Raw genomic sequence first — 22,541 nt, 5'->3', positions numbered from 1 at the left:
ACCTTCAGGCCGCGCAGGGTCCCGCGGTGAGGAACAGCAGCTCGACGATCACCAGGTTGACGATGACAAACGTCCACAGCGCCCACCGCGCCGCAACGACCGGAGCTGCGGTGCGTTGCCGCATCTGGGAAATTCTCGTCTCCACCGCTTCCCTCTTGTCCATTTGAGACACTCCTCCCAGCGGCCACGAAACCCTGGGCGTCTGTGCCACCAACGCCATCTGACAGGTGATCACTCCAGACCCGGCGGCGGTTCCGGCCGCTGTCGCCGGTAGGTTGAGTGATTAACGTCTTAACCACAAACAGGTACAGGGCTGTTGAGATGGACATGAAGAACACTCGTGTCTGGCGGCGTCCCACGCTCGGAGCCGTGGCCGCTCGGGCCGGGGTCTCCACCGCCACGGTGTCGAACGCGCTCAACGGCACCGGCAGGCTGTCCGAGGCGACCAGACAGCGCGTGATCGCCGCGGCCCGCGAACTCGGCTACGCCCCTGCCAGCACGGCCCAGGCCGTGGCCTGCGGCGGCACGGGTGTGCTCGGCCTGACCATGACGACGTACGGCGAGCTTCCCGTGCCGTATACCGAGATCCCGTACTACGCGCAGCTGGCGCTGGGCGCGATGGCGGCGGCGCACGAGCGCGGCTACCTGCTGATGGTGATGCCGAGCTCGTCGTCACCGTGGATGTGGCTCAACACGCCGCTGGACGGCGTCATCCACGTCGCACCGCGCGCCGACGACCCGGTGTGTGCCCTCCTGCGGGAGCGCGGCATCCCGATCGTCAGCGAAGGCCGGCCGCCCCAGCCGCGCTGGGGCGACGCGTGGGTGGCCACCGACTACGACACGGGCCTGCGCCTGCTGCTCGACCACCTCACGGAGGCCGGCGCCCGACGGATCGGGCTCACCCTGCCGCTGCACGACGACACGTATCCACACCAGATCGGACGCGCCTACGCATCCTGGTGCGCCGAACGCGACATGGCCACCCTCGTCGAGGAGTACGACTCACTGCCCGACTACTTCACGGCGGAACGGGACGCGGTCGGCCGGCTGCTCCACCACGATCCACGACCAGACGCCGTCATCGGCATCTACTCCGACTCTGGCCACAACATCCTCGCCGCCGCCCGGCACCACGGGCTCCGGGTACCGCGGGATCTGCTGGTGGCGTGCATCAGCGAAGATCCGGACTACGCGACGACGACCCCGCCCGTCACCACCGTGAGCCTCCGCCCGGACCGGGTGGGCGAGGAAGCGGTCGACCTGCTGATCGCTCTCATCAACGCCCGCACCGGGGTGGACCGACGCCGACTCGTGCAGCCGGCGCTGTCCACTCGCCAGTCCACCCGGCGCCCGGTGCGGGAAAGCAGTCCAGTCGACGCTGTGGGCGCTCGACCTGATGCAGCACGGCTGCACCCGGCCTGCCACATCAAGGCCGACGCCGTCCCGGACGAAGGGGCGTAACTCGCCCAGTCCTGCCGTCGAACCACACGGCGGTGCGCGCGGTTGGGCAGACCCTGGCGTCACGGGCGCCCTCCACCCGCGTGAGCGCCGACGAGTCCGACACGGTCAGCAGGTTCGTCTCCGAAGTGCCGCAGTGGATCAGCCAGCCGGACACCTCGCAGTACGTGGCGAACCCCGCCCGCCTACGGCGCCCAGTACGACCCGGCTTCACCGGCACCCCTTGCTCGGCGCCGTGACAGCCGGTGCCCGCGTGGACTTCGCCGGCACCGACCTGTTCACCGTCGGCAGCGGAGTCTTCACCGCACAACGCCACGTCGAAGACCTGCTCACCCTCACCAGCCAACTACGCCCGGACCACACCGGAAAGCAAGCGGCGGCCGCATCGAGAAAGTCGATACGGCCGCCGCTGCCGTGACGAGGTTCCGTCGCCTGACGGTGATGCCGGGATGACGAGAATCAGACGCCGTAGGGGTTGTCGATGATGTAGACCCAGTCCCCCTCGCTCGTCCTCCTCATCACCTCCAGCACCTTTCCTTCCACGGTGCCGCTCCCGCTCCTGCAGGACCTCCTGACGGACGCTCCAGACGTGACAACGATCCTCGCGTGGAGCAAGCGCGCCGAGGCCGTCATGGATCAGGTTCAGCCATTCGGTGACGCCGGGTGGTCAGCTCCACCTCCCGCACAGACAGCGATGTGATCACGGCAGTTCTGCTGGCAGCGCCGAGGAGGTCAGCAGACGCCGAGGCGGCGAAGCGTGGCCACCACGACCTCCGCCGCTGCCTCGGGGCTCAGTGCGGTGGTGTCGAGCCTGATCTCGGGGTTCTCCGGTGGTTCGTAGGGTGAGTCGATGCCGGTGAAGTTCGCCAGCTCACCTCGACGAGCACGGGCGTACAGCCCCTTCGGATCACGCTCTTCCGCCACGGCCAGCGGTGTGTCGACGAAGACTTCGCAGAACTCGTTCTCGGTCACCAGTTCGCGGGCCAACGCCCGTTCGGCGCGGAACGGGGAGATGAACGAGACCAGCACGATCAGCCCGGCGTCGACCATGAGTGCGGCGACTTCGGCGATGCGGCGGATGTTCTCGACGCGGTCGGCGTCGGAGAACCCGAGGTCGGAGTTCAGGCCGTGCCGGACGTTGTCGCCGTCGAGCAGGAAGGTGTGGCGGCCGTCGGCGTGCAGTGCTTTCTCGACCAGGTCCGCGATGGTGGACTTGCCCGCGCCGGACAGTCCGGTCAGCCACACCACGCAGGGCCGGTGGCCGTTGCGGGTGATCCGTGCTCGTTTGTCGACGGTCAGCGTCTGCCAGCGCAGGTTCGACGACCGCAGCGCGTGATCGATCATCCCGGCGCCGACCGTGGCGTTGGTCAGCCGGTCGAGCACCACGAACGAGCCCAGGTCGCGGTTCACCCGGTAGCTCTCGAACGGCACGGGCGCGTCGAAGTGCACAGTATCGGTGCCGATCTCGTTGAGCCGCAACGCCTTGGTCGCGGTGAACCCGACAGTCCGCGCTCCGATCTTCGCGAGATACCGCCGACCCGGCAGCAACTCGTTCTCGTTCAACCAGACCAGCTGAGCCTGAAACGAGTCGCCCACACCGAGTGGATCCGCGGCCGCCGCCAGCACATCACCACGACTCGCGTCCACGTCATCGGCCAGCACCACGGTGACCGAAGAACCCTTGGGCGCCTCGGCCAGATCACCGTCCATCGTGACGATCCGATCCACAGTGGAGGATCGCTCACCGGCACGAACCTCGTCACCCTGACGCAACGTGCCCCGCAGCACCCTGCCGGAGAAGCCGCGGAACGACGCGTCCGGCCGGTTGACCCACTGCACGAGGAACCGCGACGGCCCGTCCGGCTCGGCCGGGATGACCACCGATTCCAGCCACTGCAACAGGGTCGGCCCGTCGTACCACGGCGTCAGCTCGCTGTGCCCGATCACGTTGACGCCCTCGGTCGCCGACATCGGGACGCAGGTGGTGTCGGGGAACTCGGCCCGCACCTTCTCGAACGCCTCCCGCGAATACCCGAGCAGATCCAGCTTGTTCACCGCCACCGCAACGTGCCGGATACCCAGCAACGACACGATCCGCGCATGCCGCCGCGTCTGCTCGAGCACACCCTTGCGCGCATCGAGCAGGAGAACCGCGGCATCGGCGGTCGACGCCCCGGTCACCATGTTGCGCGTGTACTGCTCGTGTCCCGGCGTGTCCGCGACGATGAACCGCCGCGCCTCGGTCGCGAAGTACCGGTACGCCACGTCGATCGTGATGCCCTGCTCGCGCTCGGCGGCCAGCCCGTCGACCAGCAACGCGAAGTCCAGCTCACCACCCCGAGTCCCGACCCGCCGGGAATCCGCTTCCAGAGCCGCCAGATGGTCCGCGTACAGCAGCTTCGACTCGTACAGCAGCCGGCCGATCAGCGTGCTCTTGCCGTCGTCCACGCTGCCACAGGTGATGAATCGCAGAAGCTCCATCAGAAGTATCCCTCCTGCTTCTTGCGCTCCATCGACCCGCTCTGGTCGTGGTCGATCAACCGCCCCTGCCGCTCCGACGTCGTCGCCGCCCGCATCTCCTCGACGATCTCGGCAACCGTCCGCGCCGCACTGCGCACCGCCCCCGTCAGCGGATAACACCCCAGCGTCCGGAACCGGATCAGCTCGGACCGCGGCGGCGACACCAACGGCATCCGATCGTCATCCACCATGATCAGCAACCCGTCGCGGTCCACCACCGGCCGCTGTGCCGCGAAGTACAGCGGCACCACGGGAATCCGCTCCCGCTCGATGTAGCGCCACACGTCCAGCTCGGTCCAGTTCGACAGCGGGAACACCCGGATGCTCTCCCCCGGCGCCACCCGCGTGTTGTACAACCGCCACAGTTCCGGCCGCTGGTTCTTCGGATCCCACCGATGCTGCGCCGTCCGGAACGAGAACACCCGCTCCTTCGCCCGAGACGCCTCCTCATCCCGCCGCGCCCCACCGAACGCCACGTCGAACCGGCCCGCGTCCAACGCCTGCCGCAACCCCTGCGTCTTCCACAAATCCGTGTGCCGCGCCGAACCGTGATCGAACGGATTGATCCCCAGCGCCACACACTCCGGATTGCGATGCACGATCAAATCCAGCCCCAGCGACGCCACCACCGAATCCCGGAACGCGATCATCTCCCGGAACTTCCACGTCGTATCCACGTGCAGCAACGGGAACGGAGGCTTCGACGGGTAAAAAGCCTTGCGCGCCAAGTGCAACAGCACCGAGCTGTCCTTGCCGATCGAGTACAGCAGCACCGGCCGCTCACTCTCCGCCACGGCCTCGCGGAAGATGTCGATGCTGTCCGCTTCCAACGTGTCCAGGTGGTTCACGCGATCACCCGCATCGGTGGCCAGCCGCCTTAATCTGAACGTTGTTCGGTATTGACTGGAAACGTGCGGTCGTGCGGCCCGCCGGAGAGCAGGCCGCACGACTTCGATCAGATGGCGCCGGAGATGTGCATGTTGAAGATCCGTCGCCTGGACTCGACCTGGGTGCCGTCCGCAGCCTGCTCGTAGGCGGGGAAGGCACGCCGGCCGTGGGCCGTGCGGCGGTTGTCCAGGACGACCAGGTCGCCCTTCTCCATCACGAACTCGAACTTCTCGGCGTTGAGCGCCTCGTCGAACATGCGCAACGCCTCGATCTGCTCCTCCGTCAGACCACCCTTGACCGCGTGCTCACGCACCCGGCCCCAGTAGCGGAACGCCCACGTGCCGTCCGAGCCCCTGGTGAGGATCGGGTCGACCCGTGGCGAGTCCGCGGGGAACTCCGTGCTGATCGGAGTCTCGAGCAGCAGTTCGAGGGCGGCCTCGGCGGCCGCTTCCCCGAACATCGAGGACATCCGTGCCACAGCGTCGTCGACCCGGCTGAACTGAGACTGGCCGTTGTCGATGTCCGCGTCGGCGAACTCCGGGTCGGCCTTGTCCACCATCAGCAGCAGGTGGATGGTCGGCTCGACCGCCTGGTGGGCACCGGCCGTGTGCTGCTTGAGCACCTCGGACGGCTTCTTCTTGCTCGAGACGTCGTTGACCCAGTACATCGGCTGGTCCGGCGTCAGCGAGCCGTCGCCCAGCACACCGGGCTCCGGCGTGCCGACCCGCTGCGCGAACGCCACCAGGTCGGCAGCCTCGCGGGAGAAGCCGCGAACGATGACGATGCCCTCCTCGCGGAGAACGGACAGCATCCTCTCGAACCCGGCAGCGGTCTCGATCTCGGTGTGGTCGATCGTTCGGGCGACATCGGTGCGCGCACTCGCGCCCCAGACAGCAGTCATTTCTGTCCCCATTTCTCGTGCGGACGGCCCCCAGTGCGCGGACTCCGGAGAATCCAACAACTCAATCGGCCACATATCGGCCAACTCGCCCCTCTCGAGCCGAGAAGACACCAGAGACCTCGTGCGAGGCTAGCCACGGGACCAACGGGACCCAAGGCCTTGTTTCAGCTGATGAAATTACCTTCGCGGATTGACAACGACCCCGGATGCTGGATTTACTCGCTGTCGAATAACGGATTCGAGGGAGCTCATGAACAGTGCCGGAAATCTGACGAGTTCACCGGTGGACCTGCACGTCCACTCGTCGCATTCGGACGGGGACTGGGACGTCGCCGCGGTCGTCGATGCTGCCGCTGAGCAGGGCGTCGAGGTCATGGCCCTGGTCGACCACAACACGCTGCGCGGCACCCGAGAATTCGCGGCGGCGGCCGCGAAAAATGGTATTCAGACCATCACGGCATGCGAAATATCCACGACCTGGCGTGACGAGACCTGGCACCTTCTCGCCTACCACGTCGGCGACGACCCGGTGTTCACCGAACGGGTCGAGGCGATTTCGTCAGGACAACGCGCCATGTACGGGAAATGGCTTCAGCTCCTCACAGAGACAGGCGTCGAGGTCGAACGCGAAACCGTCGACGCCTTCCTCCAGGCGTCCTATCTGCCATTCTTCGGGCGATTCCTGGACGTGGTGCTGCCCGATCTGCTGCGCCATCCGGACTACGCCCGGTACGAGGGCGCGCCGTACCGGGAGCTCGTCGAGTCGCTGTTCCGACCGGGCAAGCCGTTCCACGTGCCCGACCCGGCGTTCCCGACGATCGAGGACGCGATCGGCTGGGTGCGCGACGCCGGTGGTGTCGCCGTGGTGGCGCACCCCGGCCGGTCGCTCGTTCCGACCGACGCGGTGCAGGCGCTCCGGCCGCTGGCCGAGGCCGGTCTGCACGGTGTCGAGACCTGGAGCACGTGGCACGACCGCGACACCGCGGAGGCGTACCTCGGCGTGGCCCGCGAGCTGGGGCTCATCGCCACCCAGGGCTCGGACTTCCACGGCGACGTCAAGTCCTGGGCACCGCTGCCCGGCTCGATGCCCGGTCATGCGGCGGATCCGTTCGACACCGTCGCCCGCCTCACGGACGCCGCTCGGCGAGTGACGTGACCCGAGCAGCTCCGTCCAGGCCGAGCACCGGCACCCCGGCCGCGGTCACCGCCGCGTCCCGCCGGACAGGCGCTTGTACACGCTGTCCCGGATGGACATGGCCCGCAACGACAGCAGGCTGAACGAACCCGCGTCCCCGATGCCGTGGGTCGACTCGCACAGTCCGTTGAGGAACAGCGGCGGTGTCGCCGGGCCGGCCGGAGTGACGCTGTAGTCGGCGTTCACCGCCAGATAGCCGTCGTCGTCGAACCTGAACCTGTCGATGACCCCGGCCAGCAGCGCCGGGTACGGCTCCTGGCCGGGTTCCGGCCCGAGGTCGCGGAAGCCGGTCGCGAGCACCACGGCGTCGACCTCGTCGGACTCGAGGACACCGGTGTGCACCTCCTCTACCTCCAGCAGCACCGAGTCCTCCCGCACGGACGCGGCCCGCACCTGGCGATTGCCCTGCACGAACACGCGCTGGTCGTGGTCGAGCCGCTGCTCGTAGATCAGCAGGTAGAGCTCCTTGAGCACGTCGTCGTCGCTCGAGGAGTAGTTCGTGAGCCTCATGTAGTCGTCCAGCACGCGCTTGCCCGCGCGGCTCGCCGTGAAGTAGTAGTCGGTGAACTCGGGGAAGTAGCCCTCCTCGCTGAACGGGCTGTTGTCCTTGAGCCGCAGGCTGTTCGTGCGGACGTAGTTCACGACCTGCGTGCGCGGGAACCGGTGCGCCAGGTCGAGCACGATCTCCACCGCACTCTGGCTGCCACCGACGACCGCCACGCGGCGCGGCTCCGGCAGTTCCCGCACCCGGTGCAGGTACTCGGTCAGGTGGAACACCCGCGCGGACAGGCCGGCCGCCGCGAACGGCTCCGGCACGTGCGGTGTCCTGCCGGTGCCGACCACGAGCACCCGTGCCAGCTCGCGGTCGCCGCCGTCGGTGGTGACGACGTAGACCGGCTCACCGCCGAAGGTGTCGACGGCGATCCCGGTCACCCTGGTGCCGAACCGTGCGACGTGCTCGAACTGCGTCGTCACCCACCGGACGTAGCCCGCGTACTCCTTGCGCAGCGGGAACTCCACCGGCAGGTTCAGGTGTTCCACCAGCCTGCCCTGCTCGAACAGGTAGTTGAGGAAGCTGTACCGGCTGCGCGGGTTCCGCAACGTCACCAGGTCACGGCTCGGGTGGTTCTGGATGTTGACCCGGTCGAGCATCATGCCGCCCTGCCAGACCGGATCCCGCTGCGCCTCGAGGAAGCACGTCGTGACCTCCGGCAGGTCCTCGGCGAAGGCAACGGCCAGCGCCAGGTTCGCAGGCCCGAAGCCGACCCCGAGCACATCGTGGCAGTAGGACATGTTCCCCGCTCTCAGTGTGATGACGCGAGCAGCGCCGGGTCGTCACGCAGTGCGAAGTACGTCTCGCACCACGCCTCCACGTCCGCGGCGAGCCCCGCGTCGGAGATCAGCCTGTTCTCGCGGTCCCAGTCGACGCGGTCGGGAGGCTGGATCCCCTCGCTGGAGAGCACCCTGCGGTAGAACGGGTCGTCGGCCTGCCGCACGCTGCTCATCAGCGCGCCGACCTCCGGCGAACACAGTCGCAGTCCCGGCCGCGGTGCCCAGCTGTGCAGGTCCGGCTCCTCGCGCAGGCCGAGCACGTCCTGCAGCGCGAGTGCCATCCCGTCGGGATCGGCCCGCAGGTCGTCGGAATCGACCAGCACGTAAGGGATCCCGTTCCTCCGGCAGGTCGTCACCTGGTCCAGCAAGGACGGCCAGCCGCTCTCGAAGGCCGGGAAGGTGTCGGTGCCGTCGAGCTCTCGCACGATGCGCAGCCGGGACGTCGTGGACAGCCGGGGGTCGCGCATGACGAAGATGACCGGAAGCGTGGCCAGCGCCGCGAGGTACTCGAACTGGTCGGCATCGAGCTGGAAGCTCATCTCCTTCATCAGCACCCCGCCCGGCGGCTGCCGCGAGGCGAGCGAGACCCGCGCCCCGCCCCTGACCTCGATGGGGTTGAGCAGGACGTCGGACGCGGAGCCGAAACCCTTGCCACCCCAGTACATCGCCTCGAACGGCTCGTGGCAGTGGTAGCGGAAGGCCGTGTGCTGCCACAGGATGCGTGCCACCGCGGTGGAACCGGTGCGCGGCGGCGAGATCAGCACAGCGCGGGGATCGCAGGTGGACGACAGCGCGGCGTTCACCACGCGGCTGTCCTGCTCGGTGACGGTCAACGAAGCCCCTCTTCTCCAGAACGAACAAGATCGTGGACGGCGGCGACCGCGGCGGCGAAGATCTCCAGCGCGACGGCCGTGGTGCGCTCGCTGACGTTGAGCGGCGGCAGCATCCGCACGACGCAGTCGTGTCGGCCCCCGAGCTCGAGGATGAGCCCGCGCGCGAACGCCTCGCGCTGCACCCGCGCGGCGGCATCCGGCCACGGGCGTCCGTCCGGCCGGCTGAACTCCACACCGATCATCAGGCCCAGGCAGCGCACGTCGGAGATGAACTCGCGGTGCGCGCGCTGGACTTCCGCCAGCGCGTCACGCGCCTGTTCCGCCCTGGCCCGCACGTTGTCGAGCACCCGATCCCGCTTCATGATCCGCAGGAACGCCGCGCCGGCGGCGAAGGCGAGCTGGTTGCCGCGGAACGTCCCGGTGTGCGCGCCCGCCTGCCACGTGTCGAGCCGCTCGTCGTAGAGGATGGCGGCGACCGGCATGCCCGCGCCGGACAACATCTTCGACACCACCCGCACGTCCGGTTCGATGCCGTAGTGGTCCGACGCGAACCATTCCCCCGTCCGCCCGCACCCGGTCTGCACCTCGTCCACGATCAGCGGCACGTCGAGCTCGCGGGTCACCTCGCGGACCCGCCGGACGAACTCGGGCGGCGCGATCACCGCGCCGCCCTCTCCCTGCACCAGTTCGAGCAGCACGGCAGCGGGCCTCGTCATGCCGGCGTGGCTGTCCCGGAGCGCCTTCTCCAGGTACTCGGCGCAGTTCGTGGCGCACGAGCTCGCCTCGAGGCCGAGCGGGCAACGGTGGCAGTACGCGAACGGGTAGAAGTGCACTCCTGGCATGGTGTTGGCCACGGCCGCCCTCGTGCCGGTGTCGCCGGACACCGCCATCGCGGCGTGGGTCATGCCGTGGAACCCGCCGTGGAAGGCGATGATCTCGCCTCTGCCGGTGGCCTGCTTGCACAGCTTGATGGCGGCCTCGACGGCGTTGGCGCCGGTCGGTCCGCAGAAGTGCACGCGGGTGCGGGCTCGAACGTGGTCGGGCAGCAGGCCGAACAGCTCGGTCGTGAAGTCGTCCTTCACCGCGGTCGGGAAGTCGAGACCGTGGGTCAGCACCTCGGCCTGCTCCCTGATCACCCTGGTCAGCTCCGGATGCGCGTGGCCGAGCGCGAGCACCCCCGCTCCGGTCAGGAAGTCGATCAGGACGTTGCCGTCCTCGTCCTGCACGAAGCTGCCGGCGCCTCTCCTGATCGCGATGGGCAGCCGCCGGGGGTACGACCGCGCCCGCGATTCCCGTTCCTCCTGCCGTGCCAGCAACCCGCGGCTCACCGGGCCGGGCATGGTGGTGCGCAGCACTGGCACCCCGTCCGGCGCCAGGCCGGCGTGATCGTCGACTACCTCGGTCGCAGTGGCGCCCATAGGTGTTGTCCCCCAAGGTTTTTCACAGTGCCGGGTCGGAATGGACCAGCGGCACTCCGATGCATTTCTCGAACCGGTCGACCAGGCCGTCCGCGCGGGTCATCGCCTCGGTCCAGCTGTCGGCCAGCACCACGTACCTCGCGAGCACCTGCTTGGCCCGCACTTCGCGGCCCGGTCGCAGGTGGTAGTTCTCGAGCTCGAGGATCTGCCACTCCGGCTCGCTCACCCAGCCGAGGTCGAACTCACCGGGCAGCGTGCCGGACGACACCGGCATGATCTTGCGCGCGGTGATCGTCGCGGTCGCCTCCGGCAGTCCTCTCGACGGCGGCCGGCCGAGATAGACGTCGATCAGGTGATCGGCGAAGTCGACGCCGGTCACCCGGCCGTACATCGTGGTCATGATGCCGCCCATGACCCTCGGGTTGGCCTCCACCAGCACCGGCCCGCGGTCGGTGAGCATGATCTCCAGGTGGAACACCCCGAAGTCGAGGCCCAGTGCCCGGCAGACCTGTTCCGCGTACTCGAAGCACTCGTCGCGCTGCGCGGGATCCAGGTCGGCGGGCAGCGCGGCCCCCATCTCGACGCAGTCGTTGCCCGCGCCCCGAGACCGTCCGCTGATCATGAACCGGTAGCTCACCCCGTCCACGATCGCGAGCTCGGCGGAGACGAGGCGGCCGACCAGATACTGTTCGACCAGGATTCCCCTGGTGAACTGTTCGCGCATCTGCTCCGGCGTGACCCGGTGCGCGTCGAGCACCTCCCGCGCCGCGGCCGGCATCTGCGCCGCATCGGCCACTGTGGACACCATCATGCTGTCGAGTCCGCTGACAGGCTTCACCACCACGGGATAGCCGATGCGCGCCGCGGCCGCGAGTGCGCCGCCCACGTCCAGCGCGTGCGCGTGGCCCACCGTCGCGAGGCCCGCGTCCGCGAGCAGCTCGCGGGTGCGCACCTTGTTGCGCGCGTTGCACACACCCGCGGCGCTGGTGAACCGCAGTCCCAGCCGGTCGCAGACAACGGCGATGGCCTCGAGCGTCGGCTCGATCTGGGCGATCACCGCGTCGACCGGCTTGGCCGCGTGGATCCGCGCGATCACGGCCTCCAGCGCGTCGGTGTCCGAGGTGAGCTCCATCTCGACCACGTCGATGCGGTCGAACAACGCCTGCACCTGCTCGGTGACGACGTAGAGCTGCCAGTTCAGGCCGCGCACGAACGTGAGCTCGTGGCCGAGCTCCACGGCCCGCATCATGGTGCGCAGCGCGGACTCGTTCGCGTCGGCGAAGAGAAGATGGGCCATCACATGCTCCTGTGCAGCAGGACGTCGGTGCGCGTGCTCTCGTAGAACGACCTCGCGAACTCGCCTTTCGCGACGTCCATCAACACGACGTCGTCGTGGCGGACGAACACGGTCGCCGACTCGATCGGCTCCAGGTCGCGCAACGCGGACGCGAGCAGCGCGTCGCCCTCCGCCCGCGAGATCATCATCCGGCCGGGAGGAGCGGGCAGGTCGCCGTACCTGATGTCGGTCAGAAGCGCGATGTGCGCGTAGCCGCCGGGCGCGACCAGCGCGGCGATCCGTTCCAGCACACCATGCACCACAACGGGATCCGGATCCACGTGATGCACCGCGGCCACGCACGCCACGATGTCCGCGAGCGGCTGGTCGTCGTCGAGCCACGTGACGAAGTCCATCTCGTGCGCCTGCACCCTCAGCCCGGACTTCCCCGCCGTGGCACGCAACTGCTCGACGGCACGGGCGCTGTGGTCGACGGCGATGGCGTCCATGCCCTGTGCCGCCGCGAACAGCGCGTTGCGCCCGACCCCGCAACCCAGGTCCACGAACCGACGCCGACCGTCCTCTTCGGACATCCGGCGCACGGCGGTGACGACCATCGGGTCCGGCCGGCGTTCCCGGTGCACCGACCAGATCTGGTCGTAGATCATCCGGTCCTGCGCCGACTGCCGCACCCGCCGCCCGCGTGCTCGTGCGATGCGGTTGCCCGCGGCGTGCGCCTGGTCGTCGGCGACGACGAACAGCCCGTCGACACTCGACTCACCGTGGACGTCGACCTCGGCCGGGCCGGGCTTCCGGTGACCGCTCGACGCACGCGTGCCGGGCACGGCGCCGAGCTCGGCGAGCCACGACCGCCAGTGGTCACACCACGGCGACGCGATGGCGACCATCCCGCTGGACACGCACAGCGTCCCGCCCGCCGTGAGCACCTCGAGCAGGAAACCTCCGGAGGGCAACCGCTCGATGCCCGTCGCCTCACCGTCCACGACCACCAGCCGCGGATCGGCCCGCACACCGGCGTCGCGGCCGACGATGACGACGAGTGCGTCGCCGTCGGCCTCGAGCACCGCGTTGGCGGTGGCCACAGCGGTCTCGCCGGCGCCCACCACGACGGCGTCCACCACGACGGCGTCCGCCACAACGGCGTCCGCCGCGGGGGCAGGAGGTTGCCTCGACACCGGGCTCACAGCTGCCAGTACTCGATCATCAAGCTCAGCCGGAAACGGTCTTCCGAGGTGTGCACGGATCCGATCGAGTGCCAGCTGGAGGCATCCGGGCAGACAATCGCGCAACGGCCGCCGAGCGGAATGAACTCGGCCGCGGGCGCGGAATCCGTTTTGTTCTGCCACACCTGGAACACCCCGCCCTCGTCGGCGGTCCAGTCCTCGTTCAGATAGAGCCCGAAACTGACTTTCTTGGCAGCCTTGCCGGTGTCCGCGGTCGTGTAGTCGCCGTTACCGAACTTGTAGACACCGATCACCAGGGAAAGGCCGCTGAGATCCATTGCGAGTTCATCGGACAACCAGCCGCCGAACTCGTCGGACTCGATGCTGTCGAACAATTCGGACCACACGGGACCGACCTTGCGGCCTGACTCCGTGCGCTCCCCGTTCTCCCGCGCGGTGAACCGCGACATGTTGTACTGCTTGGGAAACTGCTCGCCGACCTTGATCTCCCGGTTGAAGAGTCCGGGCGCCGGGATGTCGGCGTTGAGCCTGCGCAGGTCGGCGGCGGAGACGAGGTCGACCCCGGTGTAGTACGTATAAGGCTGGTCCAGGCGCTTGAGTCGAACTTCGGTGTTGAGCACTTCTCCCCGTCCCATCGCCGACGTCAACTCCGGCCACTATCCGGGTCCGCCCCGAGTGCGCATAGGCGGATTTTCATCAGGTGAGTCCGGTGCGACCACTTCGGATGGCACGAGACACCGTGCTAGTTTTGCCATTCATCCGCTGGGGAGGGGATATCGATGCCTGAGCGCACCGACGAGACCGCGCGTTCATCAGGGGATTCGGTGGCGGAGGCCGCATCCTCCCCGGCAGCCGACGGCGCCCGCCGCCGATTCGTCGCCGCGACGCTCATCGACGCACTCGGCAGCGGCCTGTGGATGCCGTTCGTGCTGCTGTTCCTGGTGAACGCACAGGGCATGGAGCTCACCGAGGCGGGCGCGGCGCTGAGCCTCGGCGCGTTGCTCGGCCTCGCCGCGGGTCCGCTGTCCGGCAACCTGATGGACCGGATCGGCGCTCGCTGGACGCTGGTCGCCAGCAACGCCGTGCGGCTGATCGCCTTCGCCTTCTACCCGATGGCGCACGTGGTGTGGCAGGTCGTCGTGGTCTCGCTCATCGTCAGCGTCGGCGACCGGCTCTTCTGGACGGCGAACGCACCGGTGGTGAACGCGCTCACCTCCGAGCGCGACGCCGACAAGCTCTTCGGCACGCAGACCATCGCCCGGTTCGTCGGCGCGGGTCTCGGTGCCGGCGTCACCGCGCTGATCCCCGACCTCAACAGCCAGGGGACCTATCACCTGCTCGCCTACCTGAACGCGGCGAGCTTCGCCATCGCGGGACTGCTGCTGCTCAAGCTGGAAGTGCCGATGCGGCACGGGGAGCAGAAGGGCGCGGACGGCACGCGCAGCGGATGGGGCGTGGTGCTGCGCGACCGGGCGTACGTCGGTTTCTGCGCGTCGAGCGTGCTGTTCACCCTGGCGAGCGTCAGCAAGTACTCGATCCTGCCGATCCTGGTGCTGGACTTCCTGCACGGCCCCCACTGGGTGCCCGGCGTGGCGCTGGGCATCGGCACGCTGACGATGGTGTCGGTCCAACGCCCGATCACCAGGCTCGCCGCGCGGCACAGCAGGAGCAGGGGGCTGGTCGTCGCGGCGGCGATCTTCGCCTGCTCGTTCGCGGCGCTGCTGTCGGTGACCGTGCTGCCGTTGCCGGGCGCGATCGCGGTCATCTTCGCCGTCTGCGTGACGTTCGCGGTCGCCGAGGCGCTGTTCGCGCCGCTGGTCACCGCGGCGGCCGCGGCGGCCGCGCCTGTCTCGGCGCAGGGCAGGGCGAGTGCGCTGTTCCAGCTGTCGTGGGCGGTCTCGATGGTCGTCGGCCCGGCGATGCTGACCAGTCTGCTGTCCGTCGGCAACTCCGCCCTGTGGCTCACCCTCACGCTCACCTCGGCCGCGGCGATCCCCGCCGTGCTGGCGTTGCGCGGCCGGATGCCCTCGGTGCTCGGCTGAGCGCAAAGGGCCTGTGTCGAAGTCCCGTTCGATGAGAGTCGCGCCTGAGGTGGTTCCTGGTGGTGCGGCCGAATGGCCCGCATACCGGTGTTGTATGTGGGTCGTTCGGCCGTGCCGCCAGGGGCCGCCTCAGGCCCGGCTATCGCGGACGGGACTTCGACACAGGCCCTAGGTCACGGCACCCACGTGACCGGAGTCAGCGGGTGGTCCAGCGGCTCGTTGCGCACCAGGCCGAGCTGGTCGGTCAGCCGCTGCGGCGTGCCCGTGTAGAGCGACGCGGCCTGGAAGAGCACGACCGTGTAGGCCCATCGGGGCGTGTCCGTCGTGTTCGCCGGGGCGTTGTGCACGACCAGACTGTGGTGGACGGTCGCGTCCCCCGCCCTCAGGTGCAACGGCGGCGAGAGCGGGCACTCGTCGAGCAGCTCCGGGTACTGGTTCACGAGATCGTTGTCCGGGGTGCCGAGCGCCCGGCCCAGCACGCCCTGGCGGTGCGACCCCGAGAGGAACCTCAGCGTGCTGTGCTCGGGGGTGAGGTCGTTGAGCGCGATCCAGAGGTTCACCTGCTCGGACCGGTCACGGGACGAGTAGGGGAAGTCCTGGTGCCACGGCGTCGGGCTGCCCGCCGGCATCTTCACCAGCACCTCGTCGCGGTAGAACCGGACCGGCCGGTCGCGCAGGAACCTCGACCCGGCCCTGCCGACCGCCGCGGACGTCGCGAAATGACGCAGGAAGTCGTTGTCCCGCGAGGGTTCGTCGTAGGTGCGCCACATCGTGGCGAACGGGTCTCCCGCGCCGCGCGAGGGCGTGTCCGCTCCCCGGTACCGTTCGGCACCCCGCCCCATCAGCCCCTGGATCTCCTCGCGCAACCGGAGGGTGAGCTCGGGCGAGACGAAGCCCTCCAGCTTCGCCCAGCCGTGCTGCCGGAAGAACGCCACCTCGTCGGTCGTCACGTCACGGGCGGCGTCGAGCCACCGGTCATGGGACACGGTCACGGACTCATTCCTCCATCTCGATGGGCTCGGCGGGCAGGCGTTCGCCGAAGATCGTCCCGCCACCGAAGTTCGCGAACTGCGCCCCGGCCCTGGCGATCATGTGCCGGGCCTCCGCGAGCAGGTTCGGGTCGTCGCGCAACCGGGCGTCGATGATCCGGCGGACCGCGTCGGCACCATCGCTGGTGCGGATGTCGTACCGATCGGTCAGCAAGATGTCGCGCAGGTAGATGTGCAGGTACAGGTCCGGCAGGCCGTGCGGGTTCGCCTGCCGCCGGGTCTGCCGCGCCCGTTCGTCGTCGATGGCGGTGAACGGGGCGCGCACGCGTGGCAGCGGTTCCCTCACCGGATACCGGTCGAAGCCGCGGAACACCACCCGGCGGCCGTTGAAGTAGGCGATCGCGACCCTGCGGCGCAGGCAGAAGTTCACCGCCTGCGCGATGGTGTCGATGATCGGTTCGCCCTTGTCGTTCAACGAGGTGTTGCACAGCATGGGCACGCCGGTCCGCCGGTGGAACGCCGCGATCAGGTCGTACAGCGCGGGATTCTGCTCACGGGTGAGCGACTGGATCCTCGCCGAGTAGTCGAGGTGCGCGACCGCTGGGATCCGCTCCCGCTGTTCCGGCTTGATCGTGAAGGTCTCCAGCATGTACGGCGACGGCCTGGCGTTCTCGAACCAGTCCGGCAGGTGCTCGGCCAGGACGACCGGGGCGACCGGACGCCACCACTCGCGGCGCTTCAGCTCGTTCACCGCGGTCTTCGCGTCGTAGGTGGTCGGATCGCCGAGCAGGCTGCGATGCCCGAGCGCCCGCGGCCCGCTCTCCGCCCTGCCGTCGAACCACACCACGGGGCCTCCACGCAGATCGGCGACCGCGGTGTCCACGTCGAAGTCGGTGACGGACTCCACGAACTGCCGATGCCCGGCCAGCGCACCGTCGAGGTCGAGGTCCTCCGTACCGAGGTACGGTCCGGGAAAGCGGAACCGGAAGCGGCCGAGCCGGCGGTGGAACGCGGCGAGCCCGATCCCGATCGACTGTCCGCTGTCGCCGACACACGGCGGGGCGAGCAGCCCGCGGAACCCGTACTTCAGCATCAGGTGACTGTTCGTCGGGCAGTTCAGCGCGTAGCCGCCGCTCAGTGCCAGATGCGCCGCCGCGGGATCCACGTCGTAGCGGTCCAGCAGCATGTCGACGTTGCGCTCCATCATGGCGACGGAGATCGCCTGCACCTCTTTCATGACGGCACTGATCAGGCTCTCCTGCGCGGAGAACATGGGGTCGTAGGTCATGGTCTCGCGGACCTGCTCGACGATGCGGCGGAAGGCGTGGCCGGCCGCGCGCATCCCGTCCTGTCCGACGAACCGGTACTCGCGCAGCAGCGCCTCCCGGTCGCAGGCGCCCGCCGCGACGGTCGCGGTCGCGAGAGCCATCAACGTTCCCTCGCGCAGCTCGAAGCGGTCCCTCGCCTCGCAGTAGAGGTTCGCGGGCGACTCAACCGGGCAGAACTCGACCTGGCCGCCGCGCACCACACAACCCGCGTACCAGTTGTCCTTGAAGTACCGGTCGAGCAGGCGGTCCGGCCCGCGGTCCACCGCCATCCCGACGATCGTGCCGTCGAAGAAGACGTCGCTGTCGAGCAGGATCGCGCTGTAGAGGTGGCAGATGCTGTGAAACGCGATGTCCGGCACCGCCTCCACGAGCGTGTAGTCGTCGCTCGTGGCAAGTCCAGGAGTGCCCCACACCTCGACCATGTCGTCGACCTTGACGGCGAGGGGCGCGAGCAGGTCGTTGACGAAAGAAAGCTGGCTCTCCTCGTCGAAGAACGGCGTGCGGTGCATCTTCTGGCCGGTGGTCCGCTCAAGCTCCCAGTTCCGGACCAGGCGCACGTCCTGCCCGTCCTTCTCCCACAGCGCGACGGTGTTGTCGTGCCGGAAGTAGACGTTCGCCAGCCGGTGGACCCCCGCCGGGTTCAGGTACGTGGAGAGGTAGTAGCCGTCCTTCATCTCGCTCCTCCGGGATCGCTGCGAGCCGGCCGTCAGGGACGGGCCGCGTCGGTACCACCCCGGTAGGCGGAGCCCATCAGCTCGGTGGTCAGCCAGTACTCGATCTGCACGGTGAGCCGCTCGGTCCCGTCCGGGTGGTCGATCTTCGACACCGCGTGCCACGAGTGGTCGGTCGGCGGGAACGCCACGAGCCTGCCGCCGACGGGCGGGAGCTCGGCGACCGGAGCCGCGCCCCTCTCCCCCGTCTCGAACATGAGGAAGCGGCCACCGGCCTCGGCAGGCCAGTCCTGGTTCAGATAGATGATCGTGGTGATCGCCTTGGTCGGCTTGTCCTTGTGCACGGCCAGGAAGTCGCCGTTGCGGTGGGCGTACACGCCGACGCTGCGCAACAGGCCGGTGAGCCCGATACCGGTCTGCTCCTCCAGCCACGAGGTGAACTCGGGGCTCATCAGGTCGCGGCGCAGCTCCTGCCACGGCACGGGCAGCTCGGTGTCGGGCGCGACCTGCTCGTCGCCCTCGACCAGGCGGAAGAGGTTCATCCGATACTGCTTCTCGTGCAGGGGGTCGTCGACGACGATCGGGTCCGCGTGCTGGGTGGGCGCGGTCGCGACGAGCTTGTCCAGCTGGTCGGACGACAGCACGTCCAGCACGTGGAACAGCTGGAACGGCGTGGTCCGCTCCTGCAGCCGGTTGGTCAGGTTCAGCATGGTTCTTCCTCCTGATCGGGTAGTGGTGCTCACCGCGGCCGGTAGCCGTGCACCAGCAACGCCCGCCTGGGCGCGGGCGCGCCGGCGGACACCGGCAGCACCTCGTGCCAGGACCGGTCGGTCCTCGCGAACGCCAGTGAGGTGCCCGCACCGGGCAGGAACACCGCCGACGGTTCCTCGTCGTGCTCGCCCTCGTACAGGGCCAGCCCGCCTCCCCACTGATCCGACCACTGTGGACAGAGGTAGAGGTTCTGCGAGAACAGCTTGTCCGGACGGTCGGTGTGCCGGGACATCCAGCCGCCCTCGGTGTACTCGGTCAGCCGCAGTTCCAGCGTCACGGGTCCCGGCGGAACGCCGAGCAGCGCGGACAGGCGCCGGGCGTAGTCGGACTCGACCAGCTGGTGGGCGAGCGTTCGCCAGCACGGCGCCATCATGCGCACCTTGTCCGACCAGCCGCGGTGGTCGTGCAGGGTCGCCATGTTCGCGAGGTAGGTCTTGTCGCTGCCGGCGGTGCGCCGGAACGTGTCCAGCACACCGGCGCCGGGGAACGACTCCACCAGCTCGGCCACCGCGTCCGGCGCGAGCAGCGCCCGTTCGCCGAACACCGCGTGCCGGAACGGCCGCTCGTGCACCTCGGACACCTCGGACAGCTCGATGTCGTTCAGGTCGAAGGACATTCAGCACCTCGCCGACGACGTGACATCCGCCAGCACGTCGGCCACGGTCCGCATCACGTCCCTGTCCGCGAGTGAGAACCGCAGGCAGCCGTCGAGGCCCGGCACGTCGTCGAGGCCGCGGATCCTGATCCGGCGCGCGGACAGCTCCCGTTCCAACCGCTTGCCCTCGCCCGGGGTCCCGGTGACGAACGTGACGAAGTTCGCCCCCGATCTCAGCGCCGTCCACCGCGGATGGTCTCCGAGCACGCGCGCCGCGAACCCGTCCCTGATCTCCGCCACGTCCCGCCAGATCGCCCGCAGCCGGTCGATCTCACCCGCGAGCTCCACGGCGATCCGCACCGACGGGGTGGCCAGCGTGCTGTCCGGGCGGAACCGGCTGAGGTAGTCGATGATCCTGGGCGCCGCGAACACGCACGCCACCCGGCCGCCGGCCATTGCCCAGCTCTTGGACAGCGACCGCAGCACGATCAGGTTGGGGTGCCGGGAGAGCAGGGTGGCGTGAGCCATTCCGGCGAACGCGGCGTAGCACTCGTCGACGACCAGCAGATGGCCGTGCTCGGCGGCGACCGCGGCGAGGTTGTCCACTTCGGACAGAGGGGTCACCGTGCCGGTCGGGTTGCCGGGGTTGGTCATCGCCACGATCGACGGCGGTGACGTGCGCATGGCTTCGACGAGCGCGCGGTGGGTGTCCCGCACCGGCTCGCCCGTCAGGCCGGGACACCGCGTGACAGGAACGCCGCGCAGTGCGGCGTAGTAGCGCCAGCTCTCGAAACTGGGCTCCTGCACCAGCAACCGGCCCGCGGGCTCCGCGAGCGCGTCGACCACGAGGCCGATGGCGGTGCACGATCCGGCGGTCACCAGCAGGGAGTCCTCGTCGACGTCGTGGGCCTGGGCGAGCCGCCGGGTCAGCGTTCCCAGGTACGGGTAGCGGAACACGTCACGGGCGGTGAGCCGGCCCAGCACCTCGTCGAGCAGGACTTCGGCGTCCGGGTGCTGCATCTCGCAGCTCTTGAGGTTCATCACGTCGCTGTGGTCTGCGCGCGGGGTCCGGCGCACGGTCAGCGCACTCTCCCGGACCACGAACGACGGCTCCGGAACGCTCATGACGCGACGTGCTCCGAACGCTGCGGTATCTGTTCGTGCACCGAGGTGATCCGCTCTTCGACGCCGAAGACGTACCGGTAGAGCGGAGCCGTGTCGGTACCGGGCGGCAGCGCGCCGTCGAGGAACGTCTGGCGGTTGTACCGGTTGAGCTCGTCGGCACGCATCGCCGGAGTCATCCGCTCGAACGGCGTGTACACGGTGGGGCGGAACCGTGCCCCGGACTCGGTCACGACCACTCGGGTGCGGGCGACGCCCTCGGCGGAGGTACCCGGCAGGCCGACGATGACGAACGCGTTGAGCTCGATGCCCGCCTCCGCACACCACCGGCCAAGCTCGCGGAACTGCTCCTCGTGGATCTGCTTTGCCCTCGGCAGCGCGCCGTGGCCCGCCGGTTCCAGCGTCTCGAGACCGACCGAGATCCGCACGCAGCCCGACGCGCCCATCCTGGAGACCAGGTCCTCGTCGAGGTGGTGCACGGTCGTGGCGCACTTCCAGCGGATCTTCTCGTCCCTGGCGGTCAACCGGTCGCACAGCTCCCGCACCCAAGCCTTCTTCAACGTGAACGTCGGCGCGTAGAAGGCGACGTACTCGAAGGGTTCCTTGGCGAAGCACTCGTCCACGTAGGCGAGCACCGCGTCCACCGACAGCCGCCGCTCGGCCAGGCCGAAGATCTGGTGGACGTCGCAGTAGTCGCAGCCGATCGGACAGCCTCGGGAGACCGGCACCACCAGCTCCCGCCGGAACGGGATGCCGCAGAACTTGTGGGTGTCCTGCGCGTACAGCTGGTCGTAGGCCCGGTAGGGGATCTCGGCGATCTCCGGCAGCGCCCACTCCTCGGCCGGCAGGAAAAGCCCGTTCCCGCTCGGGGGAAGCCATTCCTCGCCGGCTCGGACGAACGTCCCGGGCAGCCCCAGAACGGGTCCTCCACCCGCCAGCGCAGTGAGGTAGCCGGCCACGCCGCATTCGAAGTCGCCGTTGACGACCACCGCGTCGAAATCGAGCGCGGTGAAGAAACCGGGATTCATGTTGCTCAACCGGCCGAACGCGATCAGCTTGCTCTTGGGGGTGAGCTCGCGCGCGTAGTGGATGAATCGCTCGAGACCGTCGACCGCGTCGAAGTCGTTCATGACCGCGATGACGTCGAAGTCTCCCTGGAAAAGCAGGTCGCCCACTGCCTTCCAGTTCATGTTGAGCAATCCGGCCTCACACGTCACGACTTCGTGCGATTCCGGCAGGGTGCGCAGATAAGACGCCGTCTGGTAGAGCGGTGAATGGTGGCCGGCATTGAAGTAGCTGGGTACATGTGGGGGCCAGATGACCAGGACCTTCAAAGCGACTCCCTCGTCTCGATGCGCGGCGGGGGCCGCACCACCGCATTTACCGACCCAGTGTGCGGGCGGTACCCGGCGAGGGGAACGCCGTGTTTCTCACCGTGAAACACCGGCCTGCTCGACGCCGTCCCGCAAGTGGATCACCGGACCCGCGAAAGATTCACCCAACAGGGTCGTCATCTGCGGCAGCACAGTTGAACGGAAGCGGAGGATGAATCGGGCGAAGGAGAAAGGCCGGTCGAACACCCGGCGTCTGCCGGTCACCGGGTCGCGCATGTACGCGGGCACCGCGCGGGCGGGACCGAGCGCGATGCCGAGCGACCGCTTCAGGTAACGGAGCAGGCAGCGCGTCCCGGCCACGTCCACGATCACGACGCCGGTCGCGCCGGCGAGCCGCACCGGCAGCGTCGACGCGTGGTTGCCGTCGACGATCCAGCGCGGCCCGCTGGTCAGCTCCCGCTGGCGGGCACACCACCTGTCCTGCGGCAGGGGCTGCCAGCCGGGACCGAAGAACTCGTCGTCCAGGTGCACGCACGGCAGCCCGCTCACCGCGGCCATCTCGGTGGCGAGCGTGGTCTTCCCGCTGCCGGGGCAACCGAGGACCAGGATCCGGTCACCGAGCCGCCCGACGAGGCCGCGTACGTCCACAGTGGACCGCATGGC

General features: G+C 68.8%; 22 protein-coding genes. 5 read left to right on the top strand and 17 right to left on the bottom strand.

Translation table 11 applies throughout. The annotated features are described in order from the left end of the window. Positions 1–4 precede the first annotated feature (4 nt). Positions 5–163: a hypothetical protein gene (locus B0F77_RS47680; RefSeq protein ID WP_158102596.1), complete on the bottom strand. Its 159-nt coding sequence runs from the start codon at positions 161–163 to the stop codon at positions 5–7. Positions 164–327: 164 nt separating this feature from the next. Here B0F77_RS47680 and B0F77_RS04580 point away from each other — a divergent pair, with 164 nt between their 5' ends. From B0F77_RS04580 to B0F77_RS47670, 3 genes are all read left to right on the top strand, one after another. Continuing rightward, entirely contained in the window at positions 328–1,461 is a 1,134-nt protein-coding gene (locus B0F77_RS04580) for a LacI family DNA-binding transcriptional regulator (protein WP_086661580.1), read from the top strand. Between the two features lie 80 nt (positions 1,462–1,541). Beyond that, positions 1,542–1,697: a hypothetical protein gene (locus tag B0F77_RS47675; protein WP_158102595.1), complete on the top strand. Its 156-nt coding sequence runs from the start codon at positions 1,542–1,544 to the stop codon at positions 1,695–1,697. Between the two features lie 14 nt (positions 1,698–1,711). Further along, the gene (locus B0F77_RS47670; RefSeq protein WP_158102594.1) at positions 1,712–1,876 is read left to right on the top strand and encodes a hypothetical protein; all 165 of its coding nucleotides are present in this window, start codon (positions 1,712–1,714) and stop codon (positions 1,874–1,876) included. Positions 1,877–2,190: 314 nt separating this feature from the next. Here the strand turns inward: B0F77_RS47670 and cysC are convergent, their stop codons facing one another. The 3 genes from cysC to B0F77_RS04555 form a co-directional block, all read right to left on the bottom strand. After that, positions 2,191–3,939, bottom strand: coding sequence for an adenylyl-sulfate kinase (gene cysC, locus B0F77_RS04565; protein WP_086661506.1), 1,749 nt, complete (start codon positions 3,937–3,939; stop codon positions 2,191–2,193). After that, entirely contained in the window at positions 3,939–4,826 is an 888-nt protein-coding gene (gene cysD, locus B0F77_RS04560) for a sulfate adenylyltransferase subunit CysD (protein WP_245847826.1), read from the bottom strand. The genes cysC and cysD overlap by 1 nt, the downstream gene beginning before the upstream one ends. Positions 4,827–4,933: 107 nt before the next feature. Then, positions 4,934–5,767: a TauD/TfdA family dioxygenase gene (locus B0F77_RS04555; protein WP_158102592.1), complete on the bottom strand. Its 834-nt coding sequence runs from the start codon at positions 5,765–5,767 to the stop codon at positions 4,934–4,936. A gap of 283 nt (positions 5,768–6,050) precedes the next feature. On the opposite strand from B0F77_RS04555, the gene B0F77_RS04550 reads away from it, so the two are divergent. Next, positions 6,051–6,923, top strand: a complete 873-nt coding sequence (locus B0F77_RS04550; RefSeq protein ID WP_158102591.1) for a PHP domain-containing protein — start codon at positions 6,051–6,053, stop codon at positions 6,921–6,923. 45 nt (positions 6,924–6,968) lie between these two features. Here B0F77_RS04550 and B0F77_RS04545 read toward each other — a convergent pair whose 3' ends face one another. Genes B0F77_RS04545 through B0F77_RS04520 form a run of 6 tightly spaced genes read right to left on the bottom strand, consistent with a single transcriptional unit; the run spans position 6,969 to position 13,646 of the window. Then, positions 6,969–8,255 carry a lysine N(6)-hydroxylase/L-ornithine N(5)-oxygenase family protein gene (locus B0F77_RS04545; RefSeq protein WP_086661503.1) on the bottom strand — a complete coding sequence of 429 codons (1,287 nt, stop codon included), beginning with the start codon at positions 8,253–8,255 and terminating at the stop codon, positions 6,969–6,971. A gap of 11 nt (positions 8,256–8,266) precedes the next feature. Next, entirely contained in the window at positions 8,267–9,127 is an 861-nt protein-coding gene (locus B0F77_RS04540) for a sulfotransferase family protein (RefSeq protein WP_086661502.1), read from the bottom strand. Then, entirely contained in the window at positions 9,124–10,545 is a 1,422-nt protein-coding gene (locus B0F77_RS04535) for a diaminobutyrate--2-oxoglutarate transaminase family protein (RefSeq protein ID WP_245847825.1), read from the bottom strand. Before B0F77_RS04535 ends, B0F77_RS04540 begins: the two co-directional genes overlap by 4 nt. A 22-nt stretch (positions 10,546–10,567) precedes the next feature. After that, complete coding sequence (locus B0F77_RS04530) at positions 10,568–11,842, bottom strand: ATP-grasp domain-containing protein (protein WP_086661501.1); 1,275 nt, start codon at positions 11,840–11,842, stop codon at positions 10,568–10,570. Further along, on the bottom strand, positions 11,842–13,017 hold the full coding sequence (locus B0F77_RS04525; RefSeq protein ID WP_143466559.1) for a class I SAM-dependent methyltransferase: 1,176 nt from the start codon (positions 13,015–13,017) through the stop codon (positions 11,842–11,844). The genes B0F77_RS04530 and B0F77_RS04525 overlap by 1 nt, the downstream gene beginning before the upstream one ends. A gap of 5 nt (positions 13,018–13,022) precedes the next feature. Then, complete coding sequence (locus tag B0F77_RS04520) at positions 13,023–13,646, bottom strand: 2OG-Fe(II) oxygenase family protein (RefSeq protein ID WP_158102590.1); 624 nt, start codon at positions 13,644–13,646, stop codon at positions 13,023–13,025. Positions 13,647–13,805: 159 nt separating this feature from the next. Here B0F77_RS04520 and B0F77_RS04515 point away from each other — a divergent pair, with 159 nt between their 5' ends. Continuing rightward, on the top strand, positions 13,806–15,068 hold the full coding sequence (locus B0F77_RS04515) for an MFS transporter (protein WP_086661498.1): 1,263 nt from the start codon (positions 13,806–13,808) through the stop codon (positions 15,066–15,068). A gap of 173 nt (positions 15,069–15,241) precedes the next feature. On the opposite strand, the gene B0F77_RS04510 is transcribed toward B0F77_RS04515, so the two are convergent. The 7 genes from B0F77_RS04510 to B0F77_RS04480 all read right to left on the bottom strand — a co-directional run bounded on the left by B0F77_RS04510 (position 15,242) and on the right by B0F77_RS04480 (position 22,538). Next, positions 15,242–16,060, bottom strand: a complete 819-nt coding sequence (locus B0F77_RS04510; protein WP_158102589.1) for a phytanoyl-CoA dioxygenase family protein — start codon at positions 16,058–16,060, stop codon at positions 15,242–15,244. Positions 16,061–16,064: 4 nt separating this feature from the next. Beyond that, entirely contained in the window at positions 16,065–18,059 is a 1,995-nt protein-coding gene (locus tag B0F77_RS04505) for a carbamoyltransferase C-terminal domain-containing protein (protein ID WP_086661496.1), read from the bottom strand. A gap of 32 nt (positions 18,060–18,091) precedes the next feature. Next, a complete protein-coding gene (locus tag B0F77_RS04500; protein ID WP_086661495.1) occupies positions 18,092–18,766 on the bottom strand; it encodes a 2OG-Fe(II) oxygenase in 675 nt (224 codons plus the stop codon). 29 nt (positions 18,767–18,795) lie between these two features. Beyond that, on the bottom strand, positions 18,796–19,443 hold the full coding sequence (locus tag B0F77_RS04495) for a 2OG-Fe(II) oxygenase (protein ID WP_086661494.1): 648 nt from the start codon (positions 19,441–19,443) through the stop codon (positions 18,796–18,798). Next, positions 19,444–20,547: a pyridoxal phosphate-dependent aminotransferase gene (locus tag B0F77_RS04490; RefSeq protein WP_086661493.1), complete on the bottom strand. Its 1,104-nt coding sequence runs from the start codon at positions 20,545–20,547 to the stop codon at positions 19,444–19,446. It lies immediately after the preceding gene. Continuing rightward, complete coding sequence (locus tag B0F77_RS04485) at positions 20,544–21,734, bottom strand: B12-binding domain-containing radical SAM protein (protein WP_143466558.1); 1,191 nt, start codon at positions 21,732–21,734, stop codon at positions 20,544–20,546. The genes B0F77_RS04490 and B0F77_RS04485 overlap by 4 nt, the downstream gene beginning before the upstream one ends. Positions 21,735–21,974: 240 nt before the next feature. Next, complete coding sequence (locus B0F77_RS04480) at positions 21,975–22,538, bottom strand: P-loop NTPase family protein (RefSeq protein WP_143466557.1); 564 nt, start codon at positions 22,536–22,538, stop codon at positions 21,975–21,977. Positions 22,539–22,541: the final 3 nt, after the last annotated feature.

The organism is Lentzea kentuckyensis (assembly GCF_002150765.1).
Lineage (GTDB): Bacteria > Actinomycetota > Actinomycetes > Mycobacteriales > Pseudonocardiaceae > Lentzea > Lentzea kentuckyensis.
This window is presented reverse-complemented; position numbering and strand designations above follow the sequence as displayed.

Coding starts and splice junctions, on each gene's coding strand:
- B0F77_RS04485 (WP_143466558.1), bottom strand. CDS start 21,734: ATGAACTGGAAGGCAGTGGGCGACCTGCTTTTCCAGGGAGACTTCGAC.
- B0F77_RS04495 (WP_086661494.1), bottom strand. CDS start 19,443: ATGTCCTTCGACCTGAACGACATCGAGCTGTCCGAGGTGTCCGAGGTG.
- B0F77_RS04505 (WP_086661496.1), bottom strand. CDS start 18,059: ATGAAGGACGGCTACTACCTCTCCACGTACCTGAACCCGGCGGGGGTC.
- B0F77_RS04555 (WP_158102592.1), bottom strand. CDS start 5,767: ATGACTGCTGTCTGGGGCGCGAGTGCGCGCACCGATGTCGCCCGAACG.
- B0F77_RS04490 (WP_086661493.1), bottom strand. CDS start 20,547: ATGAGCGTTCCGGAGCCGTCGTTCGTGGTCCGGGAGAGTGCGCTGACC.
- B0F77_RS04545 (WP_086661503.1), bottom strand. CDS start 8,255: ATGTCCTACTGCCACGATGTGCTCGGGGTCGGCTTCGGGCCTGCGAAC.
- B0F77_RS04535 (WP_245847825.1), bottom strand. CDS start 10,545: ATGGGCGCCACTGCGACCGAGGTAGTCGACGATCACGCCGGCCTGGCG.
- B0F77_RS04530 (WP_086661501.1), bottom strand. CDS start 11,842: ATGGCCCATCTTCTCTTCGCCGACGCGAACGAGTCCGCGCTGCGCACC.
- B0F77_RS04580 (WP_086661580.1), top strand. CDS start 328: ATGAAGAACACTCGTGTCTGGCGGCGTCCCACGCTCGGAGCCGTGGCC.
- B0F77_RS04515 (WP_086661498.1), top strand. CDS start 13,806: ATGCCTGAGCGCACCGACGAGACCGCGCGTTCATCAGGGGATTCGGTG.
- cysC (WP_086661506.1), bottom strand. CDS start 3,939: ATGGAGCTTCTGCGATTCATCACCTGTGGCAGCGTGGACGACGGCAAG.
- B0F77_RS04480 (WP_143466557.1), bottom strand. CDS start 22,538: ATGCGGTCCACTGTGGACGTACGCGGCCTCGTCGGGCGGCTCGGTGAC.
- B0F77_RS47680 (WP_158102596.1), bottom strand. CDS start 163: ATGGACAAGAGGGAAGCGGTGGAGACGAGAATTTCCCAGATGCGGCAA.
- B0F77_RS04500 (WP_086661495.1), bottom strand. CDS start 18,766: ATGCTGAACCTGACCAACCGGCTGCAGGAGCGGACCACGCCGTTCCAG.